This window comes from Blautia hominis (assembly GCA_002270465.1).
Classification (GTDB): Bacteria; Bacillota; Clostridia; order Lachnospirales; family Lachnospiraceae; genus Blautia; species Blautia hominis.
Window position 1 is genome coordinate 333,146 of the sequence record NQOF01000007.1, and the last position, 17,593, is coordinate 350,738.

General features: G+C 45.5%; 10 protein-coding genes. 1 reads left to right on the top strand and 9 read right to left on the bottom strand.

Translation table 11 applies throughout. From position 1 onward, the window contains the following. Positions 1-3: 3 nt before the first annotated feature. From CI595_RS21410 to CI595_RS21445, 9 genes are all read right to left on the bottom strand, one after another. Positions 4-1,479 carry a bifunctional metallophosphatase/5'-nucleotidase gene (locus tag CI595_RS21410; RefSeq protein WP_095175642.1) on the bottom strand — a complete coding sequence of 492 codons (1,476 nt, stop codon included), beginning with the start codon at positions 1,477-1,479 and terminating at the stop codon, positions 4-6. A 27-nt stretch (positions 1,480-1,506) separates the two neighbouring features. Then, on the bottom strand, positions 1,507-4,962 hold the full coding sequence (locus CI595_RS21415) for a UvrD-helicase domain-containing protein (RefSeq protein WP_095175643.1): 3,456 nt from the start codon (positions 4,960-4,962) through the stop codon (positions 1,507-1,509). A 267-nt stretch (positions 4,963-5,229) separates the two neighbouring features. Then, entirely contained in the window at positions 5,230-5,355 is a 126-nt protein-coding gene (locus CI595_RS27405) for a hypothetical protein (RefSeq protein ID WP_408608209.1), read from the bottom strand. A 152-nt stretch (positions 5,356-5,507) separates the two neighbouring features. Next, complete coding sequence (locus tag CI595_RS21420; RefSeq protein ID WP_095175644.1) at positions 5,508-6,905, bottom strand: trimethylamine methyltransferase family protein; 1,398 nt, start codon at positions 6,903-6,905, stop codon at positions 5,508-5,510. Positions 6,906-6,965: 60 nt separating this feature from the next. Further along, a complete protein-coding gene (locus CI595_RS21425; RefSeq protein ID WP_095175645.1) occupies positions 6,966-7,904 on the bottom strand; it encodes a sugar phosphate isomerase/epimerase family protein in 939 nt (312 codons plus the stop codon). Positions 7,905-8,030: 126 nt separating this feature from the next. After that, positions 8,031-9,449 (bottom strand): sodium:solute symporter family protein, encoded by a 1,419-nt coding sequence (locus CI595_RS21430; protein WP_095175646.1) that lies wholly within the window; start codon positions 9,447-9,449, stop codon positions 8,031-8,033. Positions 9,450-9,505: 56 nt separating this feature from the next. Next, a complete protein-coding gene (locus tag CI595_RS21435; RefSeq protein ID WP_095175647.1) occupies positions 9,506-10,834 on the bottom strand; it encodes an MFS transporter in 1,329 nt (442 codons plus the stop codon). A 178-nt stretch (positions 10,835-11,012) separates the two neighbouring features. Next, positions 11,013-11,636: a TetR/AcrR family transcriptional regulator gene (locus CI595_RS21440; protein WP_095175648.1), complete on the bottom strand. Its 624-nt coding sequence runs from the start codon at positions 11,634-11,636 to the stop codon at positions 11,013-11,015. A gap of 429 nt (positions 11,637-12,065) precedes the next feature. After that, the gene (locus CI595_RS21445; RefSeq protein WP_095175649.1) at positions 12,066-15,179 is read right to left on the bottom strand and encodes an alpha-mannosidase; all 3,114 of its coding nucleotides are present in this window, start codon (positions 15,177-15,179) and stop codon (positions 12,066-12,068) included. A 664-nt stretch (positions 15,180-15,843) separates the two neighbouring features. Between CI595_RS21445 and CI595_RS21450 the strand changes: the two genes are divergently transcribed. Further along, entirely contained in the window at positions 15,844-17,571 is a 1,728-nt protein-coding gene (locus tag CI595_RS21450; RefSeq protein WP_095175650.1) for an IS1634 family transposase, read from the top strand. Positions 17,572-17,593: the final 22 nt, after the last annotated feature.

Here is a 17,593-nt window from a genome sequence, read left to right on the forward strand (position 1 = left end):
TTCTCAATCTGTTGTTTCTGTTCTTTTTTCATAAACAGGCCGCAGAGCATTATGTTCTCTAAAATATTCTTCAATAGCAGTTCGGATATTTCCCGTCACAGTCTTGGCCTGTTTCCGCCCCTCCACGGCCTCCCGGTCAAGCCCCAGGAAACTGTCTATATTATTGTAGTGGAACAGTTCCAGGCCCACGGCAAATACGGCATCATCCTGTATTTCTTTTCCGTTAAACCGTGCTTCTGTCAATACCCGGCTGCCGGTGGAATATACAATATGCATGCCTTTGCTGAACTGATAATATTCGGAATCGTTGTCCTTAGCACTGAAGCTTTTCTTCATGGCATGGAGGATTCCTCTCTTCAGTTCTTTTCCTGTCAATTCGATACGGACCAGTGTCTCATCATAGGGATACATATTCAGTAGATCCCCCACCGTGATAATGGGTCCTATCTCCTCCGCCCTGAGGCTTCCGGAACCAAGCATGACGATATCCAGTCCAAACTGCTTTTTCAGCGCGTCGCAGAACAGATTCCCTGCGCTGGTGGACTGATAGCGGCTGGGATGAGTGGCTTTTCTCACCATGCTGGTGAGGATCGCTCCGTATTTTTCATCCGTCACTTTTTTAAAGTCATAGATCAGGTGTTCCAGTTCCTCATTTCTTTCACAGTGCGCGTCATCAACAGGAACCGTTTCCCATGTGTAGCTCTCAACGGAATTGGTATCCGTGTTTACCTCTATCTCAAAACGTCCGATCTGGTCAGTCCCGATCCCGGCCTGTACAATGAGGATGTTATTCACCTCTGCGGGCGCGTCCAGATATGTGTGGCTGTGACCGCCGATGATGACATCCACACCCCATCTGGGGTCAAGCTGTTCGGCAAGCTTTAAGTCTTCCGCAAATCCAATGTGTGTGAGAAGTATGGTAAAATCAATATCCACATTTTTATAACTGTTGCAGATAATACCCACTTCCCTGGCTGCATCGGTCAAATCCACAAAGGTTCCAAGGAGCATGTCTGATTTTGCCTTGCTCATAATGTCTTCCGTCAAAAGGCCCATAACAAGGATCTTCATACCATCCACTTGAAGGATTTTGTGGGACTGGAACAAACGCATACCTGTTGGCCTGATGTAGATATTTGCATTTACGATGGGGAATTTGCAGCAGCGCTCCAAAAAGAGCAGATGCGCAATGCCGTAATCCAGTTCGTGATTTCCCAGGGAGACAATATCAGGTCCCAGGACATTCATGATCTCTATTGTGGAGATTCCCTTGAATTCAGTATCTATGAGAGAACCTCTGAACATGTCTCCTGCGATCATGTATAAGGTATTGGGATTGTCTCTTCTCACTTGGTTGACATAACCTGATAAAAGAGAGACACCTCCCACCAGCTCATTATCAATCTCCTCTGCAAGGAAATCACCGTGCATGTCATTGGAATGCAGAAGTGTCAGATGTTTTATATTCTTTTGTGTCATTCTTTATTTCCTCTCAGTCTGCTTCATTTACAGGAAGTCGAAAAGGTTTAACTGTTCTCCCCCGTCATTTTGCTTTCTCTTATCAGCACTTTCTCTCAGCAGAGATTCCTTTGGCAGATCCTCCAGAAAGACAGAGGCTTCCCGGGAGGTGGTAAGTATCAATTCCTCTTTGGCTCTGGTCATTCCCACGTAAAAGAGCCGGCGCTCTTCCTCCATGTCAGTGATGAATTCCTCCCGGATACCTGCGCTGTCTTCTTTCTTTAGATGAGAGTCCCTCTCAAAAGGAATCACGCCTTTTCTGACACCATAGATGATCGTCACCGGAAATTCCAAACCTTTGGAACCGTGGAGTGTCATGAGCGTGACACAGTCGGCTGTATATTGCCTGCCGCCGCAGCGTTTCAGATCACTTTCCACACCCAGGCTGACGGCATCCATAAATTCCTGCATGGATTTATAGAAAACGGTCATTCCAAGAAACTTATTTACAGCTATATCATCTGTAAGATTCATGTCTTCTATCCATTGTTCCAGGACTTTCTGTGGTTTTCCCTTCTTCAGAAATGGGATATATTTTTCCTGCATGGTTTCAAAAATACTGCCACTTATCCGGCTTGGTTCCAAATCCCACAGTAATTTCAGGCAAAGATCCCTGTTCACTGTGTCACCCTGATCTGCCAGGCAGCGGAAAAAGCAGATGCATCCCCGGACGGTCTTTTCTGCAAGAAAATCCTCGCGCCCGGCAATCACATATGGAATGCCTTCCCTTCGCAGACATTTTTCCAGAAGTTCTGCCTGGCGGTGTGTTCTGTACAATACTGCAATATCGGCAAAGCTTCTTGTCTTATGCTCCGCACGTGTTTCCTGTTTTTCCTGTGCATCCAGCATATCAATTCCCCCAATCAGGCGGTTGATCTCTTTAGCGGTAAATATAGCCTCCCCCATCTCGCTCCCGGCAGTGACAAGGCGGACCTGCGTGTTGTCGTCCGGCCGGTTGGGGTGAAGGACTCTCTCCATGCCGGGATTTTTGGAAATAACCTTCACCGCGCCGGATATCACCTGAGGTGTGGACCGGTAATTTTCGGTCAAGCGGATGATATTAAGGTCTGAGAAGTCGTTTTTTAAATGTTCAAAACACTTATCGTCTGAGCCCCGGAAACCGTAAATGGACTGATCCGGATCACCAATGACAAAAAGCTCTCTGCCCCGCTTTGTCCACTCCATGATCAGTCGGTACTGGATTGGGCTGATATCCTGAAATTCGTCGACATGAAGATAGTTAAAGCTTTGTGCGGGGATGGTTGGATCCGTTTTTATGAGGTTCAGGGTTTCTGTAAGCAGATCGTCAAAGTCCAGGATATGCAGGGCTCTTAATGTCTGCCGGTATTCTATGTACGCGGCGTATTCGGGTTTTGTTATGCCAAGGACGGCAAACGGTGTAACATCCGGAAAGTCATTCTCTGTGACCACATCGCTGTTCGTCTTTATCAGGGATACTTTCTGGAGGAACTGCCTGGGCTTTAATCCCAGCTTCCTGCTTTTAACTATGTCTGCGGCCATATCCAGGGTTTCCGTCTCATCGGCAAGGGTAAACTGCATGCCTTGTTTTTTCAGCAGATCAAGGCAGATGGAGTGGAAGGTACCAACTTGGATCAGACGGGCTGATCTGCCTTTTCCCAACTGCTGTCCCAAGCGCTCCTGCATCTCGGCAGCGGCTTTATTCGTAAACGTTACTGCAGTTATCTCCGAGGGCTTTACCTTTCTGGTCTCCAGAAGATAGAGAATGCGGGATATAAGGGTCTTTGTCTTCCCGGTGCCGGGACCTGCTATGACTGCCACTGCCCGGTCTATGGACCGGACGGCCTTCTGCTGTTGGGGGTTCAGCGGCTGGGGTGCGGGTCCGTCTACGGGTTTGCTGATCGTTTGGCCCTTCCGGGATTTCAATGCGTTATCTGACCGGCCGTTTTCCTGCGCTTCGTTTGACAGGCCATTTTCCTGCACTTCGTTTGACAGGCCATTTTCCTGCGCTTCGTCTGACTGACCATTTTCCTGCGCTTCGTCTGACAGGCCATTTTCCTGCGCTTCGTCTGACAGGCCGTTTTCCTGCACTTCGTCTGACAGGCCGTTTTCCTGCACTTCGTCTGACAGGCCATTTTCCTGAATAGTTCCTGTATTGCCTGATATTTCTTTCGTATCCCGGATGTTTTCCATGCCGTCAAAAAGGCTCATCTGTCCATCCAGATTTTCTATTTCTGTCTGTTCAAATAATTTTATGGTGCCATACTCTCCGTCAAAACCGGGGATTCTCTCCACTTTCCCTTCCCGCAGCCTCCGAATCCCCTCAGTGATCAAATGCCCGGAAACGCTTCTGATCTCTTCCAGGGGAATTATGCGCAGAATCTCAAATTCAGGTCCCAGCTTCCGGAGCATTTCTTCATACTGCCTTACAACCTTTCTGCTTGCCGCCGAATAGCCCACAGATGCACCGATGACTTCCGGCAGCGGTACCAGACTTTCAAATGCCTTCCCATCGGCTCTTAGAAATCCTTCCGGGCGGTCAGCTAACTGCTCCACTCTGTGAGACACTCCGATCGTGAGTTTTCTTCCGCAGACGGGGCATTTGCCCTGGTATTTCTCAGCCTCCGGGGGGCTTAAACAGAGATGGCATTTTCTGTGCCCGTCAAAATGATATTTTCCTTCTTCCGGGAAAAACTCTATGGTTCCTGCCAGACCGACTCCCTCCTGAATGGCATTCCTTAATGCTTCATAGGTAAGTTCTATGTCAAACAGATTGGCCTCCCTGCCCAGCTTTGCAGGGGAATGGGCGTCGGAATTTGATATAAGCTGGTATTTATCAAGGGCAGATATCCTCCAGTTCATAGGGGGATCTGAGGAAAGTCCTGTCTCCATGGCACGGATGTATGGTGATAAGTCATCAAAGCATTCCTCCACTGAATCGAAACCGGAAAACGCCCCAAATAAAGAAAAATGAGGTGTCCAGATATGGGCCGGCACATAGACGGCACGTGGACACAGCTCCAGCAGGATTTCTAGCAGGTCCCTGCAGTCTAATCCCAATATTGGACGTCCGTCGGAATGGATGTTGCCGATGCTCTCCAGTTTCCCGGAGATGATCTCCGCATCCTCCAGTCCCGGCAGAAGAATCAGACTGTGTACTTTACGGACTTTATCCTTTTTCTTATAAATAGAACTGATCTCGCCTGTAACGACAAAACGCGGCTGCATGGCTGCGGCCGCTGTAGAATCCTGTATTCTATATCCTTCCTTCAGCACATACAGCCCATCCTCCGCCGGTTCCAGCTTCTCCCGCAGTTCCTCCCTCCAGGCAGGATGTGTGAAGTCACCTGTGCCGACTATCTGGATCCCCTTCCTGCGCGCCCAGAGATCCAGATATTCCGGCGTGCAGTCCCTGCTGGTGGCCCGGGAATATCGGGAATGAATGTGTAAATCTGCGATGTACATTTTTTATCACCTTATCCTTTTTGACGTTGAATGGTAATTACGATCATCATGTATCAGTTAGTATAACATTTTATACGTGAAATTTCCAACTTTCTTGAACGTCATTTTCCTTTAGATGTAGTTTTTTATAACACAAATCCGGCATTGCTGCCGGATTTATCACTGCTATAAAGATTATGCACCAGAAATAAAAAATGTATATACGGGTTCCATCTGATTCCCCCCAAAATCCGGTTTAATGACAGTCTGCTTTCAATATGCGTCTTATCATTGCATATTTTCCTGATATTCTTTCATCACCCGCAGCCACACACGCATCTCCCCTTCCCCCCTGTTATTCCACATACAGTACGGCACAGCCTTAACCCTACATTTCTCCAATCGTTCCGTCACGGGCTGATATAATTTCCCTTCCCATCCTTTTTCACTTACACGCCAGGCATCCGCTAAAACAGCGGTAGACGCGTTTATGCCACTTTTCTTATATATTCCATATTCATAAATTTAGCATACTGAAAATTTAAATCCAATACAGCCTCGTATCATTATTCAAAATAACTCATATCTGTCCCCGATTTCTCCAGCACCGCTCTCACTCTATCCATAGTCTCCACGTCTGCCTCCGGACGGCTGTCGTCATAAGTTTTCAGCAGCCTGGCAATCTCTTTGTCAATGCTCTCCTTAAAGTAATCAGCATTCTTGGCATTGCGCTCTCCGATGCGGGGGGAGTACAGATCCCTGTAGTTTTCCAGCGTATAGTCCGAAGTCACAAAGCTGCCGTCATGCCCGATCTCCTTAATTTCTTCAAGATTCAGCGTCTCCTCATTCACCTCAATAGGCGCAAAGGAGGCTTTGACCTGGCGGATTATCTCAAAATCAATCACCATTTTTTCAAAGGAGGTGGCGTTGACACTGTCCATAACACCGCCTGCCTCCATAACCAGATTGATTCCGTGGCGGTAAGCGGAAGCAAAAGTCAGCATGGATTCATATCCGGCCTGACAGTTGATAACCGGGGCATCGGTCTGGCATCCGCCGCCTCTGGACGGCAGTCCGTAAAATCTGGCCATATTTGCTCCAAATCCCTGCATAAGAGTTCCCTCCGGAGCTGCACAGGCAAACGTAATACCGCCTCTCATATCCGCGGCTGTCGACTGGATTCCAAAGACCACCGGTGTGCCGGGACGAATCATCTGTGCAAGGGCAATTCCTGCAAGATTTTCCGCTGTTCCACTGGCAAGAGTGCCCGCCATAGAGAGTGACCCTGTTGCGCCCAGCATTGTGGCAGGGCAAAGAATGGCAGGCTGGCCGTACTCAGCCAGAAGCATCAGGCAGTCCAGCATTCTCTCATCCAGAGACAGAGGAGATACGGTGTTGATCAGCGCGATCATTCCCGGTCTTTCAACCATGTCCTCTTTGCTTCCAAAGAGTTCACAGGCGGCTTCAAATATGAGCTTCATCTCGTTTTTAAAACCAGTTGGCAGCATGATCGCTTTGTCAGAATACAGCAGCGTTGCATAAAACATTTCTATTGCCGCAGTCTCTTCCCGTACATCACCGGGCTGGATCATAATACCGCCGTTAATGGAATAACTCTCCTCCGCCTGGACAAGTTTTAAGCATTTGATATAGTCCTCCATGGTTCCTCTGCGGCGCTGGCCGCCCCAGTCATCAATAAATGCGCATCCGTATGTGGGAGCCGGGTTGATATGATCCCCGCCTACTGTCATGTTATATTTGGGATTTCTTGCATAAAGAGTGAATGATTCCGGAGCCATTTTAACCCAGTGCATAACCTGTTCTTCTGTAAAATATACCGTATTATCTTCCACCCTGATTCCGTTTTTCATGAAGATTTCAACTGCTTTCGGATTGTGGATCCTCACGCCCACATCACGCATAATTTCCATAGCCGCATCATGTATCATCTGCTCTCTTGACATACCATTTCCTCCTGAACTTTGACGGATAACGTCTGTCCCGCCATATTTTAAATTGAATGTTTATCTATTCCTTACGCCCAGTTTTAATACATCCCGAAGGTACCTGACGCTTTCCTCACAGGCCTGAAGTTCCCTTGCTCTGGCCTCCTCGATGGGCTCCTCCATACTCCTGAACGCAATCTCATTTTCAAAGATAATCTTATCCATTGGTGACTTCTCCCGTATCTGGGAAACCATCTTCGGACAATCCATGGAACCCTGTCCGTGCGCAGCTCCGATATCATGTACACCCAATGGGTCCACGACAATAATATCATCACTGAAATGGCAGCAGTATGCCTTGGGCAGCATACGTTCCATGGCATAATACGGGTTTTCTATAACCTGGAGCGGGTTCATCGTATCTACACAGGTACCGATGAGCGGATGGTTCAGCTTATCTACGATCCATAAAATCTCGTCTGCAAAGGTATCCGTATGATTTTCAATTGCGATCTGCATGCCGAACTCTTCAATCAAAGGAACTGCCTTCTTAAATGCATCGTACCGGTCAGCCATCTGACGCATAACATCCGGATGCATGCAGGAGCCGTAAAGTTCTCTTGGCCTTATAATATCAAGACTGAATTTTACCAGCTCCGCGTCAAGATCATGCCCTATCCGAAGGGCTTCCTCTGCCGTACAGTTCACACGGGAATCACTCCCTGCCTGAAAGGATGAATTAAATTCCAGAAACAGCCCGTGCTCTCCGGCAGCCTGTGCCACCTTTTTCAGATTCTCGGTTCCAAACGGGTCTTTTTCAGCTGTTGTTAAAAGATCCACTTTTGTGATCTGCAGCCCGTCCAGTTCCCATTCCACTGCTTTATCCATCAGTTCATATAGGGACATAGTCTGCTCAAAATAGTAATCCTTTCCAAATCCCCAGCTTTCTCCCAGGCCGAAGAAATGAAGCGTATAGGTATGCATTCCCAGTCTTAAAGGTCTGTTCCTGTCAGTCATATTTCCACTCTCCTTTTATACTTTGTTCTGAATCTGTCAAAACATTTTCTTATTAAACCGCATCATTACAAACAAGTTCACTTTTTTGGAAATACACCTCCATTTCTGAATAAATCACCATACATTTTATTCTTTTATAAAAGCATTAGGTAACAGAGTACCCAGTACCGTTGCTGCGATAGCAGGTATCACACCGCCTCCGAATACTGCAGTGAGAGGAGGTATCACCTCAAATGCAACTGCCGCGGCAATCCCCAGAGTGACGCCGATCCTGGCAGCCTTAATGCTGAGCCTGGAACTGAATTCTTCTGATTTACGGTCCCGGAATATTAATCCCATCACAAACAGGGGAATCAAAACCCCGCCGCAGACTGTGTATCCGTAGGTACCCAAAGCGTAAATAAACGGTGCATACAATCCCGATAAAATAGCCACAATTCCCGCTGCCAATGTGGCTGCCTTCGCGTATTTAATACTCTTTTCCCCGTCCAGTTTCGAGTCCGGATCTATGATATCGGAGACCACATTTGCCGCAGCGCAGTTCAAATGTGTATCCGCACAGGACATACAGGCAGCCAGTACACTCTCCGCCAGGATGATACCGCAGACAGGCGGCATTTTATTTAAGATCACCCAGACAAGTGCCTGGTCTCCCGCATTGGTATACATGAGAGAAGCGATTCCGATGGTGATCATAATAAAGACCATAATGATATTCATAAAAAATGTAATCCCGTAGGACCGTTTTGCCGTCTGCACATCTTTTGCCGCAAATGCACGATTCCAGAAAATAGGATTGGAAACAGCCCCCACAAGACCTGTCAGAAATCCTGTCACAATAACAGTTGGTTTCTCTGCGAACAGATTCCATTTTGCGGGGTCAACCTGCATGATCTGATCCTGCAGATATCCGAAATCAAAATGAAACAGCTTTAATCCAAAGAAGATCACAACCACCGCAAAGATCATCTGAATGGTCCCATGGAGCGCATCCGCATAAATAACAGCCTCCAGACCGCCGCTTACCGTGTAAAAAATAAAAACAATTCCGCACACGATAACCGCGATCCGGTAATCTATCCCAAACACCTGCTCCAGAACATAGGACACTCCCATAATCTGCGCGCCGGGCCAGACCACATTGGGCATCAGAGCCGCCAGACCGCCCACCCTGCGGATATAGTGGTCCCCGCCAAAGAGATAGCCGGACACAAAATGAGGCATGGACAGATATTTAAACCTGGCCAGATAAGGCGCCAGAATATATCCCATGATAATTCCGCCCATCAGCCCCTCTCCCAGCCAAAGCCAGTAAGCGCTGATCCCCTCCAGTGCTCCCCTTCCGGCCTGACCTATAAAATTACCGGCACCGCTGAAACTTGCCCATGCAGTAAGGAAAAGTAAAAACGTACCTGTTCTCTTCCCGCCAATAAAGTAATCCTCAGCATTTTTCGCCTTGCCTCTCGTTTTTATACCAATCACCATACAGACCAACAGGTCAATGACGATCAAAGCTCCCGCTAAAATCATTTGCGTCGTACTCATAAGTATCGTCCTTTCATGAGTTTACTTTATTGATCTCCTGATATACGCTTTCCAAATCACTGGACTTTTCCTTCTGCTTTCAGCTTCTTGGAATAACGAACCGAAATAAACGCAACCAAGATACCCAGGATTCCGCAGCCAATCACCCAATACCATATCAGGTCATAGCCAAACTTCCCGTATTTATCCAGCCAGATACCGGCCAGTTTAGCGAAATACACATCCGGCAGGTAACAGATCAGCGAGATCACCCCGGTTGCGACCCCTGTAAGTGACAGCGGTATTCCAACTTCACCCAGAGTCGCAAAATAAATGCCGCGCATGCCCGTATAAACAACAGCGAATACAAAGGTAACGCCAATGCATAGAAATGCAGCGTTTTTGGTTAAGAGAACTGCCACTGTCAGTACAGTCGCTATGGCAAGATAATACCCCAGTGTTTTTACCTTTGACCCAATCTTATCCGCGATAAATCCGATGGCAAGAGTTGCAAGACCTGCGATGATGTAGTTTCGGACAACTGCAAATGTACTCGCCTGTGTCTGGGAAATGCCGAGGACATTTACCGTATAGGAACCAAGGTATCCGTTTGCCGCTGAGGTAAAGGAAAAACAAAAGAAGATCAGCAGAGACAACAGCCATGTACCGGGCATTTTCAATACTTTGAGAACAGACGCCGCGGTCAGTTTCTCCTGTATTGATGCAGTTTTTCCGGAGGCGGCAAGTTCCGCGTCCTCTGCCCCTATGATGTTATTGGGAACCACAAAGAATACGATGACTGCCAATACTAAAAACAGAGCGCCGTTGAAAAACAGCATATTCCTCCACTGCGCCCCCAGCACCTGAAGGTCTGTTGCATTGCCCGGCATGATCGCTCGGTTTAACAAGGCAACGCCCAGGAAGCCGAGGAGCATGCCCATGATCGCTCTGACAAATTCAGAAGTCGAGAACATGGAACCCTGCTCAGACGCATTTCCCATCTTACGTGTAGTCTTCAGATAAGCATTCCAGATGAAGAAGCTGGTACCGACACCATATAATACATGGATAATAATAATAGACAACTTATCCGGTACCAGGCCAAACCAAAAGGAACATGCCCCCATCATGACTGAACCGATGATCAGCAGCCATTTTTCACCAAACTTATCTACCAGAATCCCGCCTATCGGATATCCTATCGTACAGACAAGGCCAAACCAGAAACTAAAATCACCAATAAATTCATTTACATTGGCTGCAGATGCGACCGGTTTATATTCAGAAAACAGCATAACCATCTGATCATAATAACTGTAGCGCAGAAACGGCACGTACACCATAACACCCGCCATCAGAGATACTATCACCAGCACAAACCATCGTTTCTTACCTGTAATTACCATAGAAACCTCCTCCTTTTTCCCTAAAGCCTGTATTCCCCATTACATTTCAACAGAATATTTATGCAGAATATTTTTAGTTTGCCCCAATTTGTAAATGCGTTCACTTTTCATTTCAAAAAAATAGCCAATGCGTTCACCTGACTGCAATTAAAATCAATACTCTTATCCCTCCCTGCATTTAAAGTCCATATTCAGATGGAACATAAACCTTTTCAAGATTTTTCAGAAGGAGTTCATTGCATTCCTGCTCTCCCTGCCTTCTGCTTTCCAAATCACGCCCCATATACATCTCAAGCATTCCCTTGACGATCAGTGTATTGGATTTACTGAAATAAACAGCATCTTCATAAGATAACAAATTATAATTCACGGCCCGCCTCAGCATCAGAAAATCACGCTCTATGATATCCTCAGTAAAAAGCAGCGTATAAAAATACGCAGGATACCGTTCCGATCCTGACACCGGAAACAGTTCAAAGTATTCCACCAACGCATCCGAAAACATGGCGTTATACTGCCCCCACAAAAGACGGTAATACAGGTCGGGCCTCTCAAATGCGTACTTGTTGAATAATTTCCATCCTTTGATGTAGGAATCCATCAAATTATTGTTGGAATCCATCAGATGACCGTATTCAACCATGTAGTCGATAAAAAATCTCATGGAGCCAAGGATGATCAAATATTCCAGACTTTCAAAATGCCGGTACAACGCAGCCGGAGAACATTGGTTCTCCTTCGCGATCTCACGTACAGTAATTTCTGATGCATCCTGTACCTTTAATTTGTTGTACATTGACATGATCAAACGTCTCTTTGTTTCATAACCTTTTTCATAAACAGCCATATAGTATGTATTTTTTTCTATAATTGCAGATATATCGTTGTAGTTAAAATTGTGAACGCATTAACTCATAATGAATAGTATCTTACTTTGGGGTGGGCGTCAAGGAATATTGTTTTTTCTTTTTAAAATGCGAACGCGTTTACTTTTATTTAGATTGTAAACGCGTTTACAAATTTTGTCAAGTGTTTTATGCCATAAACAACAGCATTATTTTAGATTCACTCCCGGTGAATAATCACACAATAAAAGGAAAGAGTATCTCATCCGGCTGATGGATCCTTTTACCGCCGGCCGCAAGTTCATTTTTCCCTTATGAATCAACGGACTGCCATCAGCCGCCACAGGCGATAGCAGTCCGTCTAATAGTTTATTTTTTATCTGTTTTTACAGATACAGTTTAAAGGTTTTAATCATAAACGGTGTAACCTCAAAGGATACTTTCGCCCCTTCCACCGCCTCCCCGCTGTCATGTTCCAGTAAATTACAGGGCATAATACGTTTTACACCAAACTGGGAAGTGAGTGTCACTTTTCTGCTTCCGCCCCTGCACTCATGCAGCCTCACGATCAGGCAGTCTTCATCCTCCGCTCTCTTCACTGCATCAATCTGCATACAGTCTGAAGACACTTCCACAATCTTTCTCCGGTCGGTAAATACACCGGAAACAACCTGTGCAGGCAGATTCAGTTGGTTGGCGGCTTCGATGGTCCCGCCTTCTGTCACATTTCCAATATGAGGATACAGAGAATAAGTGAATTTATGAATCCCTTTATCCGCCATAGTGTCCGGGTAAACTGCGCTCTTCAATAGGCTTAGCTTTATTGCATTGTCCTTGATGCTGTATCCATATTTACAATCATTTAACAGGCTGACGCCATACCCGTTCTCTGAAAGGTCTGCCCATTTATGTCCGCAGACTTCATATCTTGCCCAGTCCCAGCTGGTGTTCCAGTGGGTGGGGCGCTCGGCGTGTCCGAACTGGATATCGTAAACCGCCTTTGTGGAACGGATATTGGTGTAGAATGCAGCTTTCAGCAGTCTCTGGGTCTCCTGCCAGTCTGCCTGGGTGACAAAGTCAATTCTTCGGGAATCTTTATACACTGTCATATCCTGCCGGATGGTAGATTTGTGGTACTTAAATACAAATCGTACCACTGCTTTTAATTCCCCCTTTTCCACCAGTTCTACAGCTTCTGCCAACTTTGCCGTTTCTTTTTTCTGGGTATAAAAAATATCAATATCCCAGGCATCGTAATTAATGGGCTTATCCTCATAGATTTCCAGTACATTCCCGAGTTGGCCCTCTTTCAACACAGACCTGTCTGCCTCTTTATCGAAAATCTCGGTCAACTGCCCATCCTCATTCCATGAAATGGTGTAGATTGGCGTTTCCAGTGTATTTCCGTCAAAAGAAAAACTGTCACCGAAAGAGTCTTCCGCATCAAAATGTACGTCTCCGGCAGGTTCAAATTTCACGGTAACTGCCCCAAAAGGTTCCACATCCACCAGAACCTCATAACCGCCTGCAGTCTTCTGTGCTTCCAGCTTTTGTCCTTTTTCATCTACAAATATTCCTGCACCTTCTTCCGGAATCAAAACCAGCTCTTTTCCTCCAAAACTATTGGTGGTGTATACGCTGTACACATGCTCTTCCGGTTTTGTAACTATTTTGAGCACATCATCTGTTACCCGGTCTGCCCTCTCCTCCGCTATGCCATAGTTAATATGGGAATCCTCATAAACTTCGTGGATGGAAGATCCTGGTATGATATCATGAAATTGGTGAAGCAGCACACATTCCCAGCTTTCATTCAACTCCTGCTGTGCGTAATTTCCGCCCAGAATATAAGACAAAGAGGACAGCCATTCCGTCCGGGCCAGTTTGTTTTCCAATCGGCGGTTTGTTTTCTTATTGTATGCCTGGGATGTATAGGTTCCTCTGTGGTATTCCAGATACAGTTCCCCATCCCAGGTGTGGACGTAGCGGTCCGTTTTCTCCACATTTTCATGCATCCTGCGGAAGAAATCTTTCGCCTGTACAGCCTTTACTTTCGGCAGGCCCGGAATCACGTCCATGGCTCTTCTCAGCTCCAGCATATCCCTGGTAACACCGCCGCCTCCATCCCCGTAGCCGTAGGAGATCAGAGTCTCGCTGCTCAGTTCCTTGTTCTTAAATTTCTCCCAGCTTCCAATCACCGCATGAGGTGTCACCATACCATTATAGGTGGCATATCTGGTGTCTGAGTCCTGTCCCTCACTGGGGGTATTTACAAAATAAGTCAGCACCTCGCTCCCATCAATCCCTCTCCATCTGAACAGGTCATCCGGAATGCTGTTAAACTGGTTCCAACTAATCTTGGTTGTCATAAAGGTGTCTATCTCACACTGTTTCAGAATCTGAGGCAGCGCCCAGCTGTAACCGAATACGTCGGGCAGCCACAGATACTCACATTTTCTTCCAAACTCCTTCTCCATAAAGCGGGTCCCGTTGAGGAACTGTCGCACCAGTGCTTCACCGGAGGAAATGTTACAGTCAGCTTCCACCCACATGCCGCCGTCCGGTTCCCATTTGCCTTCCGCCACTTTTTCTTTGATCTTCGCATACAGTTCCGGGCAGTCCTCTTTGATATATTTGTAAAGCTGAGGCTGGGTCTGAAGGAAAATAAACTCATCATACAATTCCATCAGGCGGAGCACAGTAGAAAAAGAGCGCTGCGCTTTCTCTCTGGTATGCTTCAGACGCCACAGCCATGCCACATCAATATGGGTATGTCCTACTACGCTGACTGTCACATCGGTATGTTTTTCCATCTGATCAAGCTCAGACATCAGTACATCATAGGCTGTCTCCACTGTATCATAGAAATATTCCTCATCCCAGTTGATACACTGAAGCGCCCGGTCCAGAGCGGCTTTCAGCTTCACATACTGCTCGTTTTCCTCCGGCATCAGCCGCAATGTACCGGTGATGGCTTTGGCAAAATAATATAATTCATCTGTCGTCTTATGCAGATACGCTACATCCGCCTGTTTACACTGATGAAAGAAGGTGCGGTGCGCGCCGCCCCCTTCCAGTCCGGTCCAGAGAAGAAATGTGAGACGTAACGCTTTTCCCTCCTCCCCCCGGAAAATAACTTCATTGTGGTTGGTGTCCACGCCCTGATAAGGATGTCCATCCACGTACAGCATGGACTCAAATCCACTGTTATATCCTCCCCCGGTCTCCCCGAAATCAAATAAACCAACCACCTCACAGCCTTCTTTTGCTTCCGGCAGTTTCACCTCTTTTTCAATCCAGAGATAACGGTCTCTTCCCACAAAAGAATCGTTGATTCCAAACTCCGGCCCCTCTATTTTCTCAGGCAGACCGCAATAGCTCTCATCCTTAGGAAGATTTCCCTCCATAGATACAAACGGCGCGATGCACTGATAGCCAAAATATCTGCGCCGGCCCAGTTCACTTACTCTTCTTTCAAACTTATCCAGTGTTAAAAACATTTATTGTTCCTCCTTATAGTAAAATTTTCTTCACCTCAACTATGCATCTCTTTATACTTTAAACAATAACTTCTGTTTTGTCTTGTATTAACGTGATTTTTATGTATAAATTTTAATATTTTCATCTGTCATTTACAGCTTTATCCTCTACCCGCTTACACCCATAATAAGGCATGCAGATTTTAACTACATATCTGCACACCTCATTTTTCATCTCTGAATCTTCTTGGTTTAATCAGTCCGGTATCAGTATTCTGTATAAATATTCTTTCTGTTATTCCCCCAGCGTTGACGGTGTGAGATTTTTTCTGTAAATTCAGATCTTCTATGATAATAGATGCGGCTTGACAGCAGTTTTCTGCTGTTGAGCCTTTGTTTATTTAATAGCAAAAATAAGCTGGCATGTCAAGACCGCCCAGAAAAATCTGTTATTAACTTGTGATAATGTCTCCTTAGGAATCACTTGAGTTCATGTCTCTTTTTGGTAAAATATAAAAGCTATGAACTATGAAAGAAGGTATGATTACACGGGAGTTTGACACATCAATAATTATAAAAGTACGCTCAAGCCTTATGCTAGGCTTATTTTTTTGTCAAATTTTTCTTTTTATTATATAGTAATATTTAGTGATGCGTGGTATACCTATTTATAGAGGTGATCTTTATGCGAGTTACTACATCCAAATCCAAAAATTCAAAATCTTTTTACATTACAAAGTCCTATACAAATGCACAAGGAAAAAGTACTTCAAAAACAATCCGTAAACTAGGAACTCTGAATGAGCTTTCCAAACGGTTGAACACAGACAGGGATGGTGTCATGGCATGGGCTAAAGAAGAAGCAAAACTCGAAACCATAAAATACAACAATGAAACAGAGGAAGCTGTCGTCATGATCCCTTTCCATTCTAATAAACTTATGGACTATAGCAGGAAAAAACTTTTTTCAGGGGGATATCTTTTCCTTCAATCTATTTATTACGGCCTTAAGATGGATTCTGTCTGTAGAAAGATCAAGGAACGGTATAAGTTTGAATATGATCTAAATGCCATCCTTTCTGATCTCATTTATACCAGAGTGTTAGAGCCTTCCAGCAAGAGCTCTTCTTTCCGGGCAGCAAAACAGTTCCTTGAACCGCCTGCCTATCAGCTCCATGACGTATACCGGGCCCTTTCGATCCTTGCAAAAGAATCAGACTTCATTCAGTCTGAAGTTTATAAGAACAGTTTTTTTCTCGGTGAAAGAAATGATAAAGTCCTCTATTATGACTGCACAAACTACTACTTTGAAATCGAACAGGAAGACGGTGACAAAAAATACGGAAGATCAAAGGAGCACCGGCCAAACCCTATTGTCCAGATGGGGCTTTTTACAGATGGGGACGGACTTCCGCTTGCGTTTTCTATTTTCCCCGGAAACCAGAACGAGCAGAGGTCATTGAAGCCTTTGGAACTCAAGCTACTTCAGCAATTCGGCTGCCAAAGATTTATTTACTGCAGCGATGCCGGTCTTGCTTCTGAGGATAACCGTTTTTTTAATCATTTAGGAAATCGTGCGTTTATTGTTACTCAGTCCATCAAAAAGCTCCCAAGCCAAGAGCGGGAATGGGCTTTAGACAGGAGCGGATTTAAACGTTTATCCGATGACGCTCCTATTGATATCGCACAACCGGATGCGGAAGATAAACAGGGACTCTTTTATAAAGATGAACCTTATACAACCAAAAAGCTTCACCAGAGACTGATCATAACCTATTCACCCAAATATGCTGCCTATCGGAAAGCAGTTCGTGCGGAACAGATCGCCCGTGCTGAAAAAATGGTTTCCAATGGTTCCTTCAAAAAACAGCACAAAAATCCAAATGATCCGGCAAGGTTTGTGAATAAAGCTGCTGTGACTGAAGAGGGAGAAAAGGCAGGCATCCATTATTATCTTGATACCGATAAGATTGCGGTAGAAGAAAAATATGATGGACTTTATGCAGTGTGTACTGATCTGTTAGATGATGATGTCCCGGATATCTTAAAAGTAAGCGAAGGAAGGTGGCAGATTGAAGAATGTTTTAGGACCATGAAAACAGATTTCGAGGCAAGACCTGTTTATCTTGCCCGTGAAGACCGGATAAGAGCACATTTTCTTACCTGTTTTCTCGCCTTGCTGCACTTCAGGCTGTTGAAACGTTCATTGTGTAACACGTATACGACAGAAGAATTGCTTCAGAACCTAAAAGACATAAACTTCGCTGATATAGAAGATCAGGGATTCATGCCAATATATGAACGAACAACAATGACGGATGATCTTCATCAGGCATGTAGATTTCGTTCAGACTATCAGTTTATAACAAAACGGAAAATGAAAGAGATCCAGAAAAAAAGTAAAAGGAGATAAAACATTACTATATTTCATATTT